Below are 18,907 nucleotides of genomic sequence, written 5' to 3'. Positions count from 1 at the left end.
TGGCCAGCGCGCTGGCCGAGGAGGCGCGCGCGCGCGCCGACCTGGCCGCCGCCGAGGCGATGCGCGCCGATGCCGCGCTTGAGAACGAGCACGAGCTGCGCGCGCTGGCCGACGAGGAAATCGCCGCGGCCAACGAACGCCTCGCCGAACTCGACACCGCGCTGATGGCCCTGCTGGTCCCGCGCGACGCGCGCGACGAGGGCGACCTGTACCTGGAAATCCGCGCCGGCACCGGCGGCGACGAGGCCGCGATCTTCGCCGGCGACCTGTTCCGCATGTATTCGCGCTACGCCGAGCGCCAGGGCTGGCGCGTGGAAGTGGAATCGGCCAATCCCGGCGAGCACGGCGGCTTCCGCGAGGTCATCGCCCGCGTCGAGGGGCGCGGCGCCTACGCGCACCTGAAGTTCGAATCCGGCACGCACCGCGTGCAGCGCGTGCCGGAGACCGAGTCGCAGGGCCGCATCCACACCTCGGCCGCGACCGTGGCCATCATCGCGATCGCCGAGGACAGCGCGCCCGTGGAGATCAATCCCGCCGACCTGAAGATCGACACCTTCCGCTCCTCCGGCGCCGGCGGCCAGCACGTCAACAAGACCGAATCGGCGATCCGCATCACCCACGTGCCCAGCGGCGTGGTGGTCGAGTCGCAGACCGAGCGCTCGCAGCACGCCAACCGCGACAAGGCCATGAAGCGCCTGAAGGCGATGCTCGCCGAAGCCGAGGCGGCCCGCCAGGCCGCGGCCACCGCCGAGACGCGGCGCCTGCAGGTCGGCAGCGGCGACCGCAGCCAGCGCATCCGCACCTACAACTTTCCCCAGGGCCGGATCACCGACCATCGCGTCGAGGGGCTCACCCTCTACGATCTGCCCAACGTCATGGAAGGCGCGCTGGACGCGCTGGTCGAGCGCCTGTCGCGCGAACACCAGGCCGACGAGCTGGCGCAATTGACCGCCGCGGCCTGAGCGCCTTCTTTCCTTGCCCGGTGCGCCGGCGGGAACTCCCTCGTGCGAGACTGGGCCGATGACGACCCGCATCCGCCGCGCCACCCTCGAGGACCTCGACGCGCTCGCGCCGCTGTTCGACGCCTACCGCCGCTTCTACGAACAGGCCCCGCAGCCCGAGCTGGCCCGCGCCTTCCTGCAGGCGCGCCTGCAGCGCGGCGAATCGGCGATCTTCCTCGGCACCGTCGACGGCGAGGCCGCCGGCTTCACCCAGCTGTACCCGACCTTCTCCTCGGTGCGCGCGGCGCGCGTATGGGTGCTCAACGACCTGTTCGTCGCGCCGCAGGCGCGCCGGCATGGCCTGGCCCGCGCCCTGCTCGAGGCCGCCGCCGACTTCGCGCGCGCGGACGGCGCCGTGCGCCTGGAGCTGGAGACCACGCCCGACAACCACACCGCGCAGGCCCTGTACCGCGGCGCCGGCTGGACGCCGTACGAGGGCACCCTGCGCTTCCGGCTGGCGCTGGACGAAACTTGAGCGCGGCCGGCGCGCGGACATCGGAATGGTTTAGTCTGCCGCCATGACCGCCGCCGCCGACTTCATCCCCCTGCGCCTGTGCGTGCTCACCGTCTCGGACACGCGCAGCCTCGCCGACGACAGCTCCGGCGACTACCTCGTCCAGGCCCTGCAGGGCGAAGGCCACGTCCTGCACGAGCGCCTGCTGCTGCCGGACGACCGCTATCGCCTGCGCGCCGCCGTCTCGCAATGGATCGCCGACGACCGGGCCGACGGCGTGCTGGTCACCGGCGGCACCGGCTTCACCGGCCGCGATTCCACGCCCGAGGCGCTGGCGCCGCTGCTGGACAAGGAGATGCCCGGCTTCGGCGAACTGTTCCGCGCCATCTCCTTCGAGGAGATCGGCACCTCCTCGCTGCAGTCGCGCGCCTTCGCCGGCCTGGCCAACGGCACTTTCGTGTTCTGCCTGCCGGGATCGACCTCGGCCTGCCGCACCGCCTGGGACAAGATCCTGCGCGCGCAGCTGGACGCGCGCACCAGACCCTGCAATCTCGCCACCCTGCGCCCGCGCCTGAGGGAAGGACACGCTTGAACATGCCCATCGCCACCACGCTGCGACTGCTGGCCAAGGCGCGCGGCCTGAGCGCCACCGACATCGCCACCGCCATCCCGCGCGCCGGCGCGGCCACCGTCTCGGCCTGGCTGCGCGGCGAGAAGCTGCCGGGCAAGGACCAGCTCGACGCGCTGGCGCGCACCTTCGGCGTGCCCGCCGGCGCGCTGCTCGCCGAACTGGCCAGCCAGCTCGACCCGGCCCGCACCAAGGGCGAGCACGACCTGCTGGCGGCCTACCGCGCGCTCAACACGCGCCAGCAGGGCGCGCTGCTGGAAGTGGCGCGCAGCATGGCCGAGCACAGGCCGCGCAAGCGCTAGGCGGCATGCCTGCCGTTTCCGCGCCCCTGCAACCCCGTCATTCCTGCGCAAGCAGGAATGGCGCATCACCGGCGACCCATCCGCCGCCATCGACAGGCCGACGCCGACCATGAAAAAGCTCAAGCGCAAGGAATACGAGGAGCTGCTCGAACCGCTGCAAAAGCGCCTGGCCGCGATGGCCCGCTGGCTGGCGCATTCCGGCCGCCGCGTGGTGGTGGTTTTCGAGGGCCGCGACACCGCCGGCAAGGGCGGCGCGATCGGCGCGATCTCCGAGCATCTCAATCCGCGCCAGTGCCGCGTCGTCGCCCTGCCCAAGCCGACCGAGCGCGAGAGCACGCAATGGTATTTCCAGCGCTATGTCGCTCACCTGCCCGCCGCCGGCGAGCTGGTGCTGCTCGATCGCAGCTGGTACAACCGCGCCGGCGTCGAGAAGGTGATGGGCTTCGCCAAGGACGCCCAGGTACAGGCCTTCCTCAAGCAGGCGCCGGTGTTCGAGAAGCTGCTGGTCGAGGACGGCACGCTGCTGTTCAAGTACTGGCTGTGCACCGACCAGGACGAGCAGGAGGAGCGCTTCGCCGAACGCCTGCAGGACCCGCTCAAGCGCTGGAAGCTCTCGCCCATCGACCTGGAGGCGCGCAAGCACTACGCCGACTACACCAAGGCGCGCGAGGCGATGCTCAAGGCCACGCACACCAGGCAGGCGCCCTGGACCCTGGTCGATTTCAACGACCAGCGCCGCGGCCGCCTCACCCTGATCCGCGACCTGCTCGATCGCCTGCCGGACACCAAGGTGCCCGAGGCCAAGCTCGCCTTCCCGCCGCTGTCGGGCAAGCCGCAGAAGGAGCGCTACGGCACGCTCAAGCCGATCGCGCCTTTCGGCAAGGATTGAGGCATCGGCAAGCGCCAGGCGCGCCGCGCATGCGGCGCGGCCCGACGCCGCGTCACCCCTGCGAACGCCGGTAGGGATGGAACAGCTGCAGCAGCCACGGCTTCTGCGCCAGCACCAGGCTCACGCCCATGCGCTCCTGCGCCGGCAGCGTGGCATCGCGCGCGAGCAGGCTGTCGAACTCCTTGGCCAGTTCGCCCAGGCGCTGGCGCAGGTGGCGGATGCCGGCGCCGCTGAGGCTGCCGCTGAGCAGGAACAGCGCGTCCTGCTCGCCGTCGAAGGGGTCGGCGAAAAAATCGCCGAGCAGGTGATGGCGGAAATACCGCTCCATCGGCCCGTCCGGCAGCCAGCGGAAATTGCGCGTGGTCAGCGGGCGGCCGCGGTTGCCCGGCATCAGCTCGATGATGCCCAGCCGGTCCAGGCGCACCAGCAGCGCGGTCCACTGCGGGGTGGTGAAGGTGAAGTGCGCCTGCACGTCTTCCTGGCGCCAGCGGTTCAAGGTCAGGAACATCGCCAGCAGCAACTGCGGATCGTCCACCAGCGCCCGTTCCTGCGCCTGGCTCAGGCTGGCCAGCGCGGGGCGTCCGCGCGCCGCCTCGGCGCTCAGCTCCGCCAGGCCGACGTCGAGCACGTCGCAGACCTGTTCCAGCCGCTGCAGGCTCATCGCGCGCAGCGAGAACATGCGCTTGACCGCGGCCTCGCTCAGGTGCAGCCGCTCGGCCAGGTCGCGGTAGGTCAGCGACTGCGCGCGCAGGATGCGCTTCAGGGCCTGGATCAGGTCGACGGCGACGGTCATCGGGTATCGGATTCCTCACCTTGGCGACGATTCTGGCGAAACCTCGTCGACGATTATTGACCGTGGCCGATGGCAGGACAAGGCTCCGCCCGAACCCATCCCGTGCCTGCCGCCATGTCCCGCATTCCCGGTTCGCAGTTCCGCCTCGCCCTCGCCCTGAGCCTGCTGGCCACCGCCCTGCCCGGCCTGGCCGCGATCCAGTCCGACGCCGTCAGCCGCCAGTCCGCCGCCAGCCTCGACGCCTCGATCGAAGTCCCGGTCGCGGTCTCCGTGGCCCTGTCCGAAGGCGCCAGGTTCGCCGTCACCGGCGTGGCCGCCAGCGGCGAGGCCGTCGCCGTGACGGTGTCGGCGATCGGCACCGGCGTGTCCTTCGTGGCGCGCGTGTCGGCCAGGACCGCCGCCGCGATGGCGGTGTCGGTGGGCACCGTCGTGGTCGTGACCTCGGTGGCGGCCGGCTGGCTGCTGAGCGTCGGCGACGAGACGCTGTGCTTCGTCGCCAACGAGCGGGCGCGCACCCTGATCCACAGCCGCAGGCTCGCCGCATGAAGCGCGCGCACACATTGCTGCTTGCGCTGCTGATCGCGTGCACGGCGCTCTGGTCTCCGTCCGGCCGGGCCGGCACGGCCTGCGAAACGCAGACGATCGCTCCCGCCAAGCTGGCCGACGCGGCCGCCACCGCGCTGCGCGTCGCCGCCGCCCTGGACCGCAGCGACGCGCCGGCGGCGCTGGTGGCGCGCGTGGGCACCGACCTGTCCGAGCATGGACTGGTCTACAGCCACGTCGGATTCGCGCTGCGCGAACATCCGGACGGACCCTGGACCGTGCTGCACCTGCTCAACGACTGCGGCAGCGACCGCTCTTCGCTGCATGCCCAGGGACTGGTGAATTTCTTCGCCGACGACCTGGTCAACCAGGACGCGCGCATCGTCTGGCTGCGCCCCGAGGCCGCCGCGCGCCTGGCCGGGCACCTGCGCGCCCTGCCGCGCGAGGCCCTGCACCAGCCGCACTACAACCTGATCGCCAAACCGGGCAGCGCCGACTACCAGAACTCCACCGCCTGGGCGCTGGAAACCCTGGGCGCCACGCTGCCCGTTCCCCCGGGACCGCAGGACCGGCGCGCGGCATACGCCTTCGTCAAGCGCGACGGCTTCACGCCCGACCGCATCCACATCCCCTATGGCAAGCGCATCCTCGGCGGCCTGTTCTCGGCCAACGTGGCCTTCACCGATCACAGCGTGGGCACGCGCCTGTCGGGGGACTATCCGGTGGTGACGGTGCGCTCCATCCTGCGCTACCTGGAAAGCCAGGGCCATGTGGCCGAGGAGACCGAATGGCGGAACGGCGACTTGCAGGCGCGGCCCGGGCCGGGCTGAAGGAACCGGGCTGAAGAATCGGAGGCGAGGCATGCGCGGCACGCTGTTCCTGCTGATCGGATTCGCGGCGGCGGTCGCGCTCGGCGTCTGGTGGATGGATGCCTCCACGCTCCAGGCCGGAAAGCAGGTGGCCGCCGGCACCGAATACGCGCCCCCGCTCGACCACGCGACCCTCTGGGCATTCACCGCCGCGGCATGGCTCAGCGCATTCGCCGTGCGCACGCCGTGGCTGTATGCCGCGCATACGATCCTGTTCGTGCTGCTCGGCCTGGCGCTGATCGGGCTCGGCCTGGCGGGCGCTTGGCTGGATGCGGGCTTCCGGCCCTGGGAAAGATCGCAAGGCCCGGCATTGATCGGCTTCGGCGCGGCGATCCTGGCCTCGCGCGCGCTGATGATGGTCCTGATCGTGCAGCGGCCGTGACTGGCGCGCGGCGTCCGCGCACGCGGCTCAGGAAACCGCGAAGCCCTCTCCCGCCTCGTCCGCGCGCGCGGCCTCGCGCGTGAGCGCATCCACGCGAGCTTGCGAGGGGCCATGGCGCAGCCAGTCGGCCAAGTGCTCCACCGCCGCCGCATCGCCGGCCGCGAGCACCTCGACGCGGCCGTCGGCGAGATTGCGCGCATGGCCGCGCAAGCCCAGTCGCAGTGCCTGCTCGCGCGTGGAGGCGCGGAAGAACACGCCCTGCACCTTGCCCGCGACGTGGAATCGCGCCGCCGCCTCAGGCATTGGGCTTGCCGCCGGCGGCGGCGATCTCGTCCTCGATCTCCTGCGCCGTGACCGGACCGAGGAACTGCTTGGCGACCTTGCCGTCCGGCGCGATCAGATAGGTCATCGGCAGGCCGCGCGGGGTGGCGAAATCGGCCGGCGGCGCGTAGACGTCGACGATGGCGATCGGATAGACCACCGGGTGCTTCTTGAGGAAGTCCTGCAGTTCCTTCGGCTCGATCTCCTCGTAGGCCAGGCCGATCACCTCGATGTTCTCGCGCATCGCGTCCAGCGCCGACAGCTCCGGCATCTCCTTGCGGCACGGCGCGCACCAGGTCGCCCAGAAATTCACCACCACCCACTTGCCGCGATGCGCGGCCAGGTCGAACTGCTTGCCCTCGAGCGTGGCCACCCGCAGCGCGGGGACGTCCGGCTTCTTCGTCTTCGCCTCCGCCGGCTTGGCGGGCTCGACGGCGGGCTTCGCGGGCGCCGGCCGGGCGGGTGGCGCCTGCGCGCCCTGCTCCTCGGTGCCCGGGCGCTTGCAGGCGGACAGGGCGAGCGCTGCGAGACAGGCCGCGAGCAGGACTGGTTTCATGGCGATTCCTTGGGAAGATCGTAGAGGCTGGAGACGCGGCGCTTGAGCAGGTCGCGCAGCGGGACGCGCAATTCGTCGAGGATGCCGATGGCGGTGACGCCGAGCGCGTCGTCGCGGCACGGCAGGCGCGCCTCGCCCACCGGGATGCGCAGGTTGCAGGCCTCGTACAGCTCGGCCAGCGTGAGATCGTCGAGGTCGCGGGCCAGCAGCCACTCGCCGGACTCGGCGCGGCTGAGCAGGCGGATCTCGCTGAGCTGGAACAGGATCTGCTGCACCAGGGTATCGGTCAGCATCGGCTCCAGCGCCTGGATCTCGTCGCTGTGCAGCCCGCGTCCCTCCTGGCGCGCGTGCGCGAAGCGGCCGAGCATGCGCAGCAGTCCGTAGATCTCGTACCCCACCGGCAGCCGCATCGAGGCGGGCTGGTAGCGGAAGGCCGAGATCGAGGAGGCGAACGAGGCGCCCAGCAGCACCGCGATCCAGCCGAAGTAGATCCACAGTAGGAAGATCGGCGCCGAGGCCAGCGTGCCGTAGATCTTGCCGTAGGAGCTGTAGTTGGCCAGGTACAGGCCCACGCCCCACTTCATCAGCTCCAGCAGCAGCGTGGCCAGCAGCGCGCCGGCGGCGGCGTGGCGCCACTGCACCGTGCGGTGCGGCACCACGCGGTACAGCGCCGCGAAGGCGGCCAGCTCGATCAGCATCGGCGTCAGCCGCAGCAGCGTGCCTTCCAGCCACTGGCCCGAGGAGGTCTTGAAGATCTCCAGGGCGAAGAAGCGCGTCGACAGCGCCAGGCTGGCGGCGGCCACCAGCGAGCCCAGGGTGAGCACGGTCCAGTACACCAGGAAGCGCCCCAGCTGGGGACGCGCGGCCTTCACCCGCCAGATCCGGTTGAACGCGGACTCGATGTTGTTCAGCGTGACCAGCAGCGAGACCACCAGCGCGATCACGCCCACCGCCGTCAGCTGGCCGGTGTTCTGCGTGAACTGCAGCAGGTAGGTCTTGACCGTGCTGGCGGCGCTGGGCACGAAGTTGGAGAAGATGTAGTCACTGAGCTGGACGCTGAGCCGGTTGAACACCGGGAAGGCGGAGAGCACGCCGAAGACCACCATCGACAGCGGCACCACCGCGAACACGGTGGTGTAGGACAGCGCGCCGGCGGACTCGAACAGGCGGTCGTCGAGGAAGCGGCGCCAGAGAAAGCGCAGAAAGGTGCGGTTGCGGGCCGGATCGCGCATGCGATCCTTCCAGCGGTGCAGGGTGTCCAGCGGTTCCATTGGCCGAAGGGTAGCAAAGTGCGGGTTGGCGGTTCGCGAGCGCCCGCCCCTGGCCCCCGGGCCCGGCCCCTGCAACACTATCGCGATGCCCGACATCCTCATCCTCTACTACAGCCGCGGCGGATCGGTGGCCAAGCTGGCGCGGCAGATCGCGCGCGGGGTCGGCGAGGTCGCCGGCATGCACGCACGCCTGCGTACGGTGCCGCCGGTGGCGGCGGTGACCCAGGCGGCGGCGCCGCCGGTGCCCGAGGACGGCGCGCCCTACGTGAGCGCGCAGGACCTGGCCGAATGCGCGGGGCTGGCCCTGGGCAGCCCGACGCGCTTCGGCAACATGGCCGCGCCGCTGAAGCACTTCATCGACGGCCTCGGCGCGGAATGGACCAGCGGTTCGCTGGTCGGCAAGCCGGCGGCGGTGTTCACCTCCACCGCCACCCAGCACGGCGGCCAGGAATCGACCCTGCTGTCGATGATGCTGCCCTTGCTGCACCACGGCTGCGTGCTGGTCGGCATCCCCTACACCGAGGCGGCGCTGAGCACCACGCGCGGCGGCGGCACGCCCTACGGCGCCAGCCACGTCTCCGGGCCGCGGGACGAACCGCAGCCCAGCGAGGAGGAGGCCGCGCTCGCGCGCGCGCTCGGCCGCCGCCTCGCGCAGATCGCCGCGAGGCTCTCGCCGTGAGCGCGCGTCCCGGCCGCCGCTGGCTGGCGGCGGCGCTGTTCGCGCTGTCGGTGCTGTTCTCGCTGTGGTTCCACGACGATCGCCACCGCCTGGCCGCCCTGCTGGTGTTCGCGCTGCCGCCGCTGCTGCTGTTGATCGGCGTGCTGCGCGGCGGCGCCAAGGCGGCATTCTGGTCCGGCGTGGCCGGGCTGTTCTGGTTCTCGCACGGCGTGATGGTGGCCTGGAGCCGGCCCGCGGACGGCGTCTACGCCTGGAGCGAGATCGCGCTGTCGCTGCTGATCGTGGGCGCGGCGAGCTGGCCCGGACTGAAGGCGCGTTTCTTCGACAAGCGTCGCGCGGTCGATCGAAGCGATCGCGAAAGATAACCGGTCACAGCCAAAGCCCGCCGGAGTAAAATCCGGCCCGACGCAGGCGATGCCTGCCCCACTCTTGCGGAAGACGCGAATGGACGAGCTGCTCATCGTCACCACCGGCGGCACCATCGACAAGGTGTACTTCGACGACAAGTCCGACTACCAGGTTGGCGAGCCGCAGATCGGCCGCATCCTCGAGGAGCTGGGCGTGGCGTTCCGCTTCCGGGTGATCCCGATCATCCGCAAGGACTCCCTGCACATCAGCGGCGAGGACCGCGAGCTGATCCGCGCCACCATCGCCGCGCAGCCGGCCCGGCACGTGCTGATCACCCACGGCACCGACACCATGGTCGACACCGCCAAGGTGCTCGCCGGCATCGAGGGCAAGACCATCGTGCTGACCGGCGCGCTCAACCCGGCGCGCTTTCGCGGCTCCGACGCCGAGTTCAACATCGGCTGCGCGGTCGGCGCGGTGCAATCGCTGCCGCCGGGCGTGCACATCGCCATGAACGGCCGCATCTGGGATCCGCTGAAGGTGCGCAAGAACGTCGACGCCAACCGGTTCGAGGCGGCCAATTAACGCCGCCGCGCCGGGCGCCGACCCGCACGGCGCCGACCCGCGCATGGCCGATCTGCCGGCCGACGCGGTGCAGCGCATGCACGGCGCGGCGCGCGCGATCCGCGACGGCGCCTTCGAGGCCGCCGAAAAGCTGCTGGCCGATGTGCTGCAGGCCGCGCCCGGACATCCCGAGGCGTTGCGCCTGGGCGGCATCCTCCACAACCAGCGCGGCGAACACGGCCAGGCCCAAGCCCTGCTGCTGCGCGCGCTGGAGCGCCGCCCGGACGATGCCTATCTGCTGATGGACCTCGGCAGCGCGCAGCAGGGCCTGGGCGAACGCGAGGCCGCGTACGCCTCGTGGCGCCGCGCCTGCGAACTCGCGCCCGACGAACCGATGCCCTGGTACAACCTCGGCCGCAGCCTGCAGCTGGACGGCAACACCGCGCCGGCCGTCGAGGCCCTGCAGCGCGCCTGCGCGCTGGCGCCGGAGCTGCTGCCCGCGCGCATCCTGCTCGCCGACGCGCTCGCCCACCTGGGCCGCTTCGACGAGGCGGATGCGCAGTACCGCGCCGCGCTGCGGCTGCATCCGGCCTGCGGCGACGCCTGGCGCGGGCTGGCCAATATCAAGATGCGCCCGCTCACCGAGCAGGACCGCCAGGAGCTGGCCCTGCAGTTCCGCCGCAACAGCATCGCCGAGCCCGACCGCATCGCGATGGGCTTCGCGCTGGGCAAGGTCAACGAGGACCATGGCCGCCACGCCGAGGCCTTCTCCGCGATCAACGAGGCCAACTTCCGCATGCGGCGCCTCTCGCCCTGGGACGCCGCCGGCTTCTCCGTCTACACCGATGCGGTGATCGAGGCGAGCCGGTCGCTGCCCGCTCCCTTGGATCCCACCCTCGGCCGCGAAGCGATCCTGATCGTCGGCCTGCCGCGCTCGGGGTCCACGCTGTTCGAGCAGATCCTCGCCGCGCATCCGCAGGTGGAAGGCGCCAGCGAGCTCAACGACCTGGGCGAGGTGATCCGCGACGAATCGCTGCGCCGGGAACAGGCGTTCCCGCGCTGGGTGGCCGACGCCGATGCGAGCGATTGGCAGCGGCTGGGACAGGACTACCTGCGGCGCACCGCCCGCTGGCGCGCGCAGCGCCCCCGCTTCACCGACAAGATGCCCGAGAACTGGCTGTACGCCGGCGTGCTGCGCGCCATGCTGCCGGGGGCGCACGTCGTCGAAACGCGGCGCGACGCCGTGGAGACGGCCTGGTCCTGCTTCAAGCAGCAGTTCTACCGCCTGCCGCATTTCTCCTGCGACCTGCGCGACATCGCCGCCTACCTGCGCGACTGCGAGCGCGCGATGGCGCTGTGGCGGCAGGCCGATCCCGGGCACATCCGCATCCAGCCCTACGAGGCGCTGCTGGCCGAGCCCGAGGCCACGATCCGCGCGCTGCTCGAGTTCTGCGGCCTGCCCTTCGACGCGCGCTGCCTCGACTACCACCTGGCCGCGCGCAGCGTGCGCACGCCCAGCGCCTCGCAGGTGCGCCAGCCTTTGCGCCGCGACACGGCGCGCGCGGCGCACTACGGCGCCCTGCTCGATCCGCTGCGGGCCGCCCTGCAGGCCTGAGCGCCGCGCCCTTCCCAAAAAATTGCGGCCGTCTCGCGACGGCCGCAATTCCTGTTGCGATGCCCTTGCGGGCCCGGATCCGCCTCAGTTCGGCGAACGCACGGCCTTCACGTTCACGCCCGAGAACGAGCTGTAGGCGCGCACGCGGATGTAGTACGTGCTGCCCGAGGCCGGGTTGTTGATGGTGCAGGTCTCGGCGTTGCCGCTGGTGTACGGACGGCAGGTGTAGCTGGACGTGGTCGGGGCCGAACCCGCGCGCACGTACAGGTCGGCGTCGCCCGTGCCGCCCGAGGTCGACACCACCAGCTTCGTGGTGCCGGACGGGATCGACACGGTGTAGGTCGAGGACCAGTTGCCGGTGCTCACCGACGGCAGGTTCACGTCCAGCACCGTCGCGCCGCCGCCCGGAGTGCCCGCGCAGCTCACGCCCACCGCGTTGAAGGCCGCGGTGACGTCCGCCTTGGTGAAGCCCAGGTCCTGCGCCGCCGTTTCCACGCCGCACGCGCCCTGGTTGAAGTTGGTGCTCGCCACCCAGTACAGATCGTTGGCACGCGCGAAGGCCTTGAACGCCTTGATCGTGTCCCAGCCCGAGGTGGTCGCCAGCAGGTAGAACGCCTTGTTGTACACGCCCGAGGAGTAGTGCACGTCCAGGCCGTTGTAGTAGTCGGCGGCGTTGTCGATCGACTGGCCGTCCTGCGGCGGGTTGTTCATGTAGCGCAGCGCCTGTCCGGCGGCCTTGAAGATCTCGGCGCCGACCAGGAAGTCGTTGGAGCCCTTGAAGTAGTGCTCGGCCGCCTCGCCCGCCATGTCGGAATAGGCTTCGTTGATGCCGCCCGACTGGCCGGAATAGGTCAGGTTGGAGTTCTGCTCGGTGAAGCCGTGCGAGACCTCGTGCGCGGAGACGTCCAGGCTGACCAGCGGGTAGAAGGTGTTGCGGCCGTCGCCGAAGGTCATCGAGGAACCGTTCCAGAACGCGTTCTCGTACTGCGAGCTGTAGTGCACGCGCATCATCAGCTGGAACGTCAGCGGCGGCTTGCCGACATAGTCGTTGTACATGTTGTACACGACGTTGCCGAAATAGTGCGCGTCGTTCAGCGGCGAATAGGCGCCGTTGATGGTCTTCACGGTGTTGCGCGGGCAGGTGTAGGAGAACGCCGTGCTGCCGCTGGTGCCGCCGTTGAGGTTGACGGTCTTGACGTTCGTGCTGTTCATCGTGCACGTCGAGCCGCTCTGCGTCACGTCGAGGAAGCCGTNGCGGGCAGGTGTAGGAGAACGCCGTGCTGCCGCTGGTGCCGCCGTTGAGGTTGACGGTCTTGACGTTCGTGCTGTTCATCGTGCACGTCGAGCCGCTCTGCGTCACGTCGAGGAAGCCGTAGTCGGTGCCGTACTCGTACTGGCCGGTCTTCTGGTTGCCGCCGGGGCCGGTGCCGATCAGCGCGTGCTGGATGTTCTCCTGCTGGTGCAGGAGCGTGCCGTTGTTGGCGTCGATGATCAGGATCGGGCGCGTCGCGTTGCCGCCCTTCTGGCTGTCGGCGAAGAAGGTCACGACGAAGGCCAGGTGCGCGCGGCCGTTGTCGTCGATGTAGATCATCTTCGTGCTCTGCTCGCGCTCCACCTTCATGCCGAGCAGCTTCTGGCCGAGGGCGATCTGCTTGCCCAGACCCAGCGCCTGGGTGCTGGTCAGCTTCGCGTCGGTGCTGGAGATCTCGCTTTCCAGCCCGGTCACGCGGGTGCCGAACAGCTTGCGCGCGTTGCCCTTTCCGTCGTCAGCGACCACGATCTGCTCGCCGTAGACGGGAACGCCCTTGTAGAGCTGGGTATAGCGGTGATAGGTGCCCAGCTTGTCCTTCTTCACGCCGGCCTCGCGCAGCGAGGAATCGGCGCCCAGGCCGATCAGCTCGGCATGGCGGTCGGCGGCCTTGGCGGCGATGCCGAGGTTGGCGCTGGCCCTGGCGTACTGGGTGTTGAGCTGCGAAACGTCGAGCTTCTGCACGTCCACGCGATTGGCGGCTTGCGCGGAAAGCGCCGACAGGGCGAGCGCGAGCGGCGTGACGGCGATGAGCTTCATGGAACGATGACGGGAATTCACGATCTGTATCTCCTCAAGGTTGGATTTGCGATCGCCCTCGCGGGCGTCTCTCTCTGTGCTATTCCAACTGCGTTCCGGCGCGGGATCGGGCCCGCGACGGCTGTAGCGCTGCTGTTCGACAACACCCGTCCATCCCACCCCCACGTGGGTTGGGTGCTTTGCGCAGCTTTTGGGGTTCATGCGTTGTTGCGTTCGGCCAATCTGCTGCCAATGCACGCCTGCACTGCGGCCGGCGCCGCCGCCACACGACCGGGGCGCGGAAGACGGAGCGTCACGCGGTCACCGCCACATGCGGCACGCCTACGGCACAAGGCCGGCGCGGCTGCCGCGATGTGCGCTAACGACACGACATGAAGCGTTCCGACCTCCGCACGTTCCATCATGGAGAGCTGCCATCGGATCGGGCCGAACCGTCGATCCGATGAAAAAGGACGCGTGACATCCTGCGTCCTGTTACGACCTTATCGAAGGTTTCCGAGGCGATTCACGTTGCGGCCGCAGCAAAAACCCGCATCAAGCTGTGACCTCATCCCCAAAACCGTCAATAGATAATTTCAGGTGCAACTGATCACAACGATGGTGTAGATGGCGTGAAAGCACGCCTGCACGCGCGCAACGCGTCGCGACGCCGCGACAAAAAAAGTCCCCGGCGCTGCCGGGGACGGAGAGGCCCGAAAACAGGCGGTTTCCGGCGCACTGCCGGATCGCCTTCGGGAATCAGAAGGTGATCGCCCAGCTGTCGATCTTTCCGGTGTCGCCGCTCGCACCGTCGCGCACGCGCAGGTTCCACGTGCCGTTCAAGGCTTCGCTGGAGAGATTGACGGAATAGGTCTTGAGGATGTTGTCGGTGCTGCTGCCGGTGCGGTTGTGCAGCACGTAGACGCTGCCGTCCGGCGCCACCACATCGACCTTGAGATCGCCGATGTAGGGATGCTTGATGTCCACCTGCACCTGCGTCGCGCTCGGTGCGTTGCCGCTGCGGCCGGACACGGCGATCGGGCTGTTGACGGTGGCGTAGTCGGCGATCGCGTAGTCGCTGTCGTTGCGGTAGGTCTGCGCGCCGCTGCCGCCGCTCACCGTGACCGAGCGGGTCCTGCTGTGGCTGGCGCCGTCGTCGTCGGTCACCGTCAGCTTGGCGCTGTAGGTGCCCGCGGAAGCGTAGGTGTGGGCCGGGCTGGCCGTGGTCGCGCTGCCGCCGTCGCCGAAGTCCCACTGGTAGGACGCGATGCTGCCGTCGCTGTCGGTGGAGGCGTTGGTGAAATTGGCCGACAGGCCGCTGGTGGTCACGCTGAAGTCGGCCACCGGGGCCTGGTTGCCGGGACTTCCTCCTCCGCTGGTCTTGCCGAGCTCGCCGAGGAAGGCCAGGCCCAGCTTGGCGAACTTGGCGCTGTTGGCGGCGCTGTTGCCCATGTTGGACAGCGTGTCGCTGGAGGAATGGATGTACGGGAAGTACTCCCCGCTCTCGTCGCCGGCCTCGAACATCATCGCCGCGGGGAAGCCGGCGCTGGTCCAGGAGGCATGGTCGGAGCAGCCGTAGCCGCAGGTGTAGGTGCCGCGGGTCAGCCCCAGCGGCTGCAGGTATTCGTCGAACAGATCGGTGAGGAACTGCTTGAGCGCGGCGTTGCTGTTGTCGGTGATCAGCTGCATGTCCACGCCGGTACCGACCTTGTAGTTGGTCATGTCCAGCTGCAGGACGCCGACGACGTTCTTGCCCTGGGTCTTGAACGACTGCGCGATGGCGTTGGAGCCGCGCAGGCCCACTTCCTCCGCCGCGTAGCCCATGAACATGACGGTGCGCTTGGGCTTCCAGCCGCTGGCCAGGGCGACGCGGATCACCTCGGTGAGCGTGGCGATGCCGGAGGCGTCGTCGTCCGCGCCCGGAGCGTTCATGCTCGAGCCGCTGCCGCTGGAGCTGATCGAATCCAGGTGCGCGCCCAGCACCACGATTTCGTCGGACAGCTCGTTGCCCTGGATGGTGAGGATGACCGAGGGCTGCGTCGAGCAGTTGCCGCAGCTGGTGAACAGCGCTGCGCTGGCGTCGCTGCGTCCGTTGGCCAGGCCGGCCCACGTGTCGCGGATCCAGTTGGCGGACTGCTGGCCCGTGGTCGTGGCGTAGTAGCGGTTGTTGTACGAGGTGGAAAGGTGGCTGATGGTGCCGAGGATGTTCGAGGCCTGCACCAGCGGCAGCCACGGGTCGACGGTGGCCTGGTTGTCGATGGTGTAGGAGACCAGGGCCTGGCGCTGGATCGCCTGCGCGGTGCGGTCGGAGCGGATGAATGCTTCGGCCTCCGCCTGCGTGTCGAAGGCGAAGTAGCCGCCGCAACGCTTCTCCAGCGAGTGCACGGTCTCGCTGATCGAGGGCAGCTGGTGCGCCTTGACCTCGGAGATCACCAGCGCGTTGCCGAGGCTGTCCTTGCGCGCGAGGCTGTTGCGCGCGCTGCTGCGGATGCCGGTGCGGTAGGTAGCGTCGGAACTGACCAGATACACGGAGGCCATCGCGTCCTCGCCGCTCGGCGCGGAGGCGGGCGAAAGCACGGCGCCGCCGTGCGCGGCGGCGCCCAGCGGCGACAACATGGCGGCCGCGAGGAAGGTCGTCAGGGTGTGCAAGGGTTTCATCGTGTCGCTCCTGATCTTCCGGCGGCGGGGGCCGGCGGAATGTGGAATGGGAAGGAATGCGGATTGGATGGTCGAGCAGCCGAAATGACGGCTTCGTGAAAAAAGCGGATGCGCTGCATCCCCGACGCTAAGCGAGCATCGCGGCGGCAATCAAGCTGCGGCCGCAGCATTCCTGTGGATAGCGGTGATTCCGCTCGACACAAACAAGAACCCCGGCACAAAGCCGGGGTTCTTGTCGTCACACTTGCATGCACTCAGAACGTGACGCTCCAGCTGTTGAGCTTGCCGGTGTCGCCGTTGGCGTTGTCCTTCACGCGCAGGTTCCACGTGCCGTTCAACGCTTCGCTCGACAGATCGACCGTGTAGGTCTTGTTGATGTTGTCGGCGCTGCCGCCGGTGCGGTTGTGCAGCACATACACGCTGCCATCGGGCGCGATCAGGTCGACCTTCAGGTCGCCGATGTAGGTGTGCGCGATGTCGACCTTCACCTGGGCGTTGTTCGGCGCGTTGCCGGTGCGGCTGGCGACCGCGACCGGGCTGCGGAACGAGCCGTAGTCGGTGATGTTGAAATCCGTGTCGTTGGTGTAGGTCTGCGTACCGCCGCTGCCGCCGCCCCAGTCGCCGACCAGGCTGACGCCCGCATAGGCGGCGTACGCCTTGACGCGCACGTAGTACTTGCCGGCGGTCGGGGTGGCGAACGTGCACAGCTCGGCGTTGCCGCTCTTGTAGGGACGGCAGTCGTAGCTGGTGTCGGTCGGCATGCTGCCCAGCTTCACGTACATGTCGGCATCGCCGGTGCCGCCGGACAGCGTGAACGTCAGGTTGGTCGCGCCCGCGGGCACGTCCAGGGTGAAGGTCAGCGCCTTGTTGGTCGCCGCGGCCAGGCCGGTGACCGGCACGCCCTTGGACAGCGCCACCGGATCCGGGTCGGGCGGCGGGCCGCCACCGCAGCTCACGTCCACCGCGGCGAACGCCGCCGTGACGTCGGCCTTGCTCCAGCCCTGCAGTTCGGCCGCCGTTTCCACGCCGCATGCGCCCTGATAGAAGGTGGAGGTCGACGTCCAGTGGTCGCGGTTGGCGTAGGCAAATGCCAGGAACGCCTTCTTGGTGTCCCAGCCGGCGGTATGCGCCAGCTTGAAGAAGGCCTTGTTGTAGACGCCGGACGAATAGTGCACGTCCAGGCCGTCGTAGTAGTCGTTGGCGCTGCCGATCGAATCGCCGTCCAGCGTCGGGTCTTCCATGTAGCGCAGCGCGCCGGTGGGATTCTTGAAGATGTCCGCGCCGACCAGGAAGTCGTTGCTGCCCTTGAAGAAGAATTCGGCGGCCTCGCCGGCGATGTCGGAGAACGATTCGTTCATGCCGCCCGACTGGCCTTCGTACTCCAGGCCCGAGTTCTGCTCGGTGTAGCCGTGCGAGACCTCGTGCGCGAGCACGTCCAGGCTGACCAGCGGATAGAAGGTGTTGAAGCCGTCGCCGAAGGACATGGTCTGCGTCGACGGGCTCCAGAACGCGTTCTCGTAATTGGTGCTGTAGTGCACCTTCAGCGTTACCTTGCCGGTCAGCGGCGAGGCGGCGAGGTAGTCGCTGTACATGTCGAAGACGACATGGCCGAAGTAGTGGGCGTCGTTGAGCGGCGAGAACGCGCCGTTGATGGCCTTCACCGTGTTGCGCGGGCAGGCGTAGGTCCAGGGCGTGGAGCCGCTGGTGCCGCCGTTGAGGTTGATGGTGGTGACCTTGGCCGAGTTCATGGTGCAGTTGCTGCCGCTCTGCTCCACGTCGAGGAAGCCGAAGTCGGTGCCGTACTCGTACTGGCCGGTCTTGGTGTTGCCGCCGGGGCCGGTGCCGATCTCGGCGTGCTGCAGGATGTTCGACTGCTTGAGGATCTCGCCGCTGTTGGCGTCGACGAAGACCTGCGGGTTGCTGGCGTTTCCGCCCTTGGGGCTGTCGGCGAAGTACGACACCTTGTAGGCGATATGGGCCTTGCCGCTCTTGTCGACGAACACGACCTTCTCGCTGCGCTCGCCTTCGATGCGCAGGCCGAGCAGGCCGGTGCCGTGGCGCGCGGTCTTGGCCAGCGACAGCGCCTGGGTGGCGCTCAGCTTGGGCGCGGCGGCCGGCAGCTCGCGCTCCAGCCCGTCGATCCTCTGGCCGAACAGCGCGCGCACGTTGCCGTTGCCGTCCTCGCTGATCGCCACGTCGGCGCCGTACACCGGCATGCCGCGGAATTCCTGCTGGTAGCGGTAGTTGCGCACGCCGTTGGGCAGCGCATTCGACCTCAGCGCGCGCAGGCTGGATTCGGCGCCCAGGCTCAGTATCTGCGCGTGGCGCTGCACGGGCTGCTTGAGCACGCCCACGGTAGCCGCGCCGGAGCGGGCATTGAGTTGCGCGAGATTGGTCCCGTGCAGGTCTACCCGGGTCGCGGCCTGCGCGGACAATGCGGCGCAGGCAAAAGCGAGCGGTGTGATTGCGGACACTCGCAAAGCATGTTTCTTGATCACGACAGTGCTTCTCCTAAAGGTTGGATATGCGACCACCCGTCCGGGCGGTCTCTCTCAACGCGTTTCCAACTACGGCCTGTCCGCCGCCCCTGTGCCGGACGGAGATCCGTACTGCTGTTCGAGATCCCGGCTTCCACGACGCCGGCAACGCGCCGGCACCACCGGGGCCTGCGCAGTTTCGGTTATTGCCTGATGCCGCCTTCGACGAAAGCAAAGCCACCGACGCCGGCACTGCTGCCGTCGCGGGCCGTGCCGCGGCCGCCCGTTGCGGGATGCCCGACGATGTCCGCCGCCCCTGCGCCCCGGCATGCGCAAGGCCACGGCCTGCGCGCTCCGAAACGGCATTGGGTCTTGTCGAACATCAAAGAGAGTCCCCGGATCGAGCCCCTGCACGCATCCGGAGGCGCGGTCGATGCGGGCCGCCGGACAATTCAGGACACGTGACGCCGTGTGTCCATGAATCGACCATAAAGGACAACCGGGGGCGCG

19 protein-coding genes and 1 pseudogene are annotated in these 18,907 nt (G+C 69.2%); 12 read left to right on the top strand and 8 right to left on the bottom strand.

The window, feature by feature from the left end; genetic code table 11:
- The 5 genes from prfA to ppk2 form a co-directional block, all read left to right on the top strand.
- The coding region (gene prfA, locus MD221_RS16510) for a peptide chain release factor 1 (RefSeq protein WP_242113080.1) at positions 1-962 on the top strand (962 nt) is incomplete at its 5' end.
- Between the two features lie 58 nt (positions 963-1,020).
- Positions 1,021-1,476 (top strand): GNAT family N-acetyltransferase, encoded by a 456-nt coding sequence (locus MD221_RS16505; RefSeq protein ID WP_242113078.1) that lies wholly within the window; start codon positions 1,021-1,023, stop codon positions 1,474-1,476.
- Positions 1,477-1,519: 43 nt separating this feature from the next.
- The gene (gene moaB, locus MD221_RS16500) at positions 1,520-2,047 is read left to right on the top strand and encodes a molybdenum cofactor biosynthesis protein B (RefSeq protein ID WP_242113077.1); all 528 of its coding nucleotides are present in this window, start codon (positions 1,520-1,522) and stop codon (positions 2,045-2,047) included.
- A gap of 2 nt (positions 2,048-2,049) precedes the next feature.
- Positions 2,050-2,385 carry a helix-turn-helix domain-containing protein gene (locus MD221_RS16495; protein WP_242113081.1) on the top strand — a complete coding sequence of 112 codons (336 nt, stop codon included), beginning with the start codon at positions 2,050-2,052 and terminating at the stop codon, positions 2,383-2,385.
- A 109-nt stretch (positions 2,386-2,494) separates the two neighbouring features.
- Entirely contained in the window at positions 2,495-3,274 is a 780-nt protein-coding gene (gene ppk2 / locus MD221_RS16490) for a polyphosphate kinase 2 (protein WP_242113076.1), read from the top strand.
- 52 nt (positions 3,275-3,326) lie between these two features.
- Here ppk2 and MD221_RS16485 read toward each other — a convergent pair whose 3' ends face one another.
- Positions 3,327-4,067, bottom strand: a complete 741-nt coding sequence (locus tag MD221_RS16485) for a helix-turn-helix domain-containing protein (protein ID WP_242113074.1) — start codon at positions 4,065-4,067, stop codon at positions 3,327-3,329.
- A gap of 114 nt (positions 4,068-4,181) precedes the next feature.
- Between MD221_RS16485 and MD221_RS16480 the strand changes: the two genes are divergently transcribed.
- Genes MD221_RS16480 through MD221_RS16470 form a run of 3 tightly spaced genes read left to right on the top strand, consistent with a single transcriptional unit; the run spans position 4,182 to position 5,861 of the window.
- Complete coding sequence (locus MD221_RS16480) at positions 4,182-4,613, top strand: hypothetical protein (RefSeq protein WP_242113072.1); 432 nt, start codon at positions 4,182-4,184, stop codon at positions 4,611-4,613.
- Complete coding sequence (locus MD221_RS16475; RefSeq protein WP_242113071.1) at positions 4,610-5,440, top strand: DUF2145 domain-containing protein; 831 nt, start codon at positions 4,610-4,612, stop codon at positions 5,438-5,440. The genes MD221_RS16480 and MD221_RS16475 overlap by 4 nt, the downstream gene beginning before the upstream one ends.
- Positions 5,441-5,471: 31 nt before the next feature.
- The gene (locus tag MD221_RS16470) at positions 5,472-5,861 is read left to right on the top strand and encodes a hypothetical protein (protein WP_242113070.1); all 390 of its coding nucleotides are present in this window, start codon (positions 5,472-5,474) and stop codon (positions 5,859-5,861) included.
- Between the two features lie 27 nt (positions 5,862-5,888).
- Here the strand turns inward: MD221_RS16470 and MD221_RS16465 are convergent, their stop codons facing one another.
- From MD221_RS16465 to MD221_RS16455, 3 genes are read right to left on the bottom strand one after another with little or no spacing between them, the layout of a single operon-like run.
- Positions 5,889-6,164 (bottom strand): acylphosphatase, encoded by a 276-nt coding sequence (locus MD221_RS16465; protein WP_242113069.1) that lies wholly within the window; start codon positions 6,162-6,164, stop codon positions 5,889-5,891.
- A complete protein-coding gene (locus MD221_RS16460) occupies positions 6,157-6,738 on the bottom strand; it encodes a TlpA family protein disulfide reductase (protein ID WP_242113068.1) in 582 nt (193 codons plus the stop codon). The genes MD221_RS16465 and MD221_RS16460 overlap by 8 nt, the downstream gene beginning before the upstream one ends.
- Positions 6,735-8,009: a YihY family inner membrane protein gene (locus MD221_RS16455; protein WP_242113067.1), complete on the bottom strand. Its 1,275-nt coding sequence runs from the start codon at positions 8,007-8,009 to the stop codon at positions 6,735-6,737. Before MD221_RS16455 ends, MD221_RS16460 begins: the two co-directional genes overlap by 4 nt.
- 85 nt (positions 8,010-8,094) lie before the next feature.
- Here MD221_RS16455 and wrbA point away from each other — a divergent pair, with 85 nt between their 5' ends.
- The 4 genes from wrbA to MD221_RS16435 all read left to right on the top strand — a co-directional run bounded on the left by wrbA (position 8,095) and on the right by MD221_RS16435 (position 11,215).
- Positions 8,095-8,688: an NAD(P)H:quinone oxidoreductase gene (wrbA, locus tag MD221_RS16450; RefSeq protein ID WP_242113066.1), complete on the top strand. Its 594-nt coding sequence runs from the start codon at positions 8,095-8,097 to the stop codon at positions 8,686-8,688.
- Entirely contained in the window at positions 8,685-9,053 is a 369-nt protein-coding gene (locus tag MD221_RS16445; RefSeq protein WP_242113065.1) for a DUF2069 domain-containing protein, read from the top strand. The genes wrbA and MD221_RS16445 overlap by 4 nt, the downstream gene beginning before the upstream one ends.
- Positions 9,054-9,132: 79 nt before the next feature.
- Positions 9,133-9,621, top strand: a complete 489-nt coding sequence (locus MD221_RS16440) for an asparaginase domain-containing protein (RefSeq protein WP_242113064.1) — start codon at positions 9,133-9,135, stop codon at positions 9,619-9,621.
- Between the two features lie 43 nt (positions 9,622-9,664).
- Positions 9,665-11,215: a tetratricopeptide repeat-containing sulfotransferase family protein gene (locus MD221_RS16435; protein WP_242113063.1), complete on the top strand. Its 1,551-nt coding sequence runs from the start codon at positions 9,665-9,667 to the stop codon at positions 11,213-11,215.
- Between the two features lie 84 nt (positions 11,216-11,299).
- On the opposite strand, the gene MD221_RS16430 is transcribed toward MD221_RS16435, so the two are convergent.
- The 4 genes and pseudogenes from MD221_RS16430 to MD221_RS16420 all read right to left on the bottom strand — a co-directional run bounded on the left by MD221_RS16430 (position 11,300) and on the right by MD221_RS16420 (position 18,394).
- Positions 11,300-12,427: a M4 family metallopeptidase gene (locus MD221_RS16430; RefSeq protein WP_277928931.1), complete on the bottom strand. Its 1,128-nt coding sequence runs from the start codon at positions 12,425-12,427 to the stop codon at positions 11,300-11,302.
- Between the two features lie 595 nt (positions 12,428-13,022).
- A pseudogene (locus MD221_RS17685) lies at positions 13,023-13,283 on the bottom strand (peptidase M4 family protein); the annotation flags it as partial.
- 738 nt (positions 13,284-14,021) lie between these two features.
- A complete protein-coding gene (locus MD221_RS16425; RefSeq protein WP_242113062.1) occupies positions 14,022-15,920 on the bottom strand; it encodes a M20/M25/M40 family metallo-hydrolase in 1,899 nt (632 codons plus the stop codon).
- A 254-nt stretch (positions 15,921-16,174) separates the two neighbouring features.
- Positions 16,175-18,394 (bottom strand): M4 family metallopeptidase, encoded by a 2,220-nt coding sequence (locus MD221_RS16420; RefSeq protein ID WP_242113061.1) that lies wholly within the window; start codon positions 18,392-18,394, stop codon positions 16,175-16,177.
- Between the last annotated feature and the right edge of the window lie 513 nt (positions 18,395-18,907).

Source organism: Luteimonas aquatica (assembly GCF_022662575.1).
Lineage (GTDB): Bacteria > Pseudomonadota > Gammaproteobacteria > Xanthomonadales > Xanthomonadaceae > Luteimonas > Luteimonas aquatica.
The sequence above is the reverse complement of the archived record's forward strand: the minus strand, read 5'-3'. Positions and strand labels throughout refer to the sequence as shown.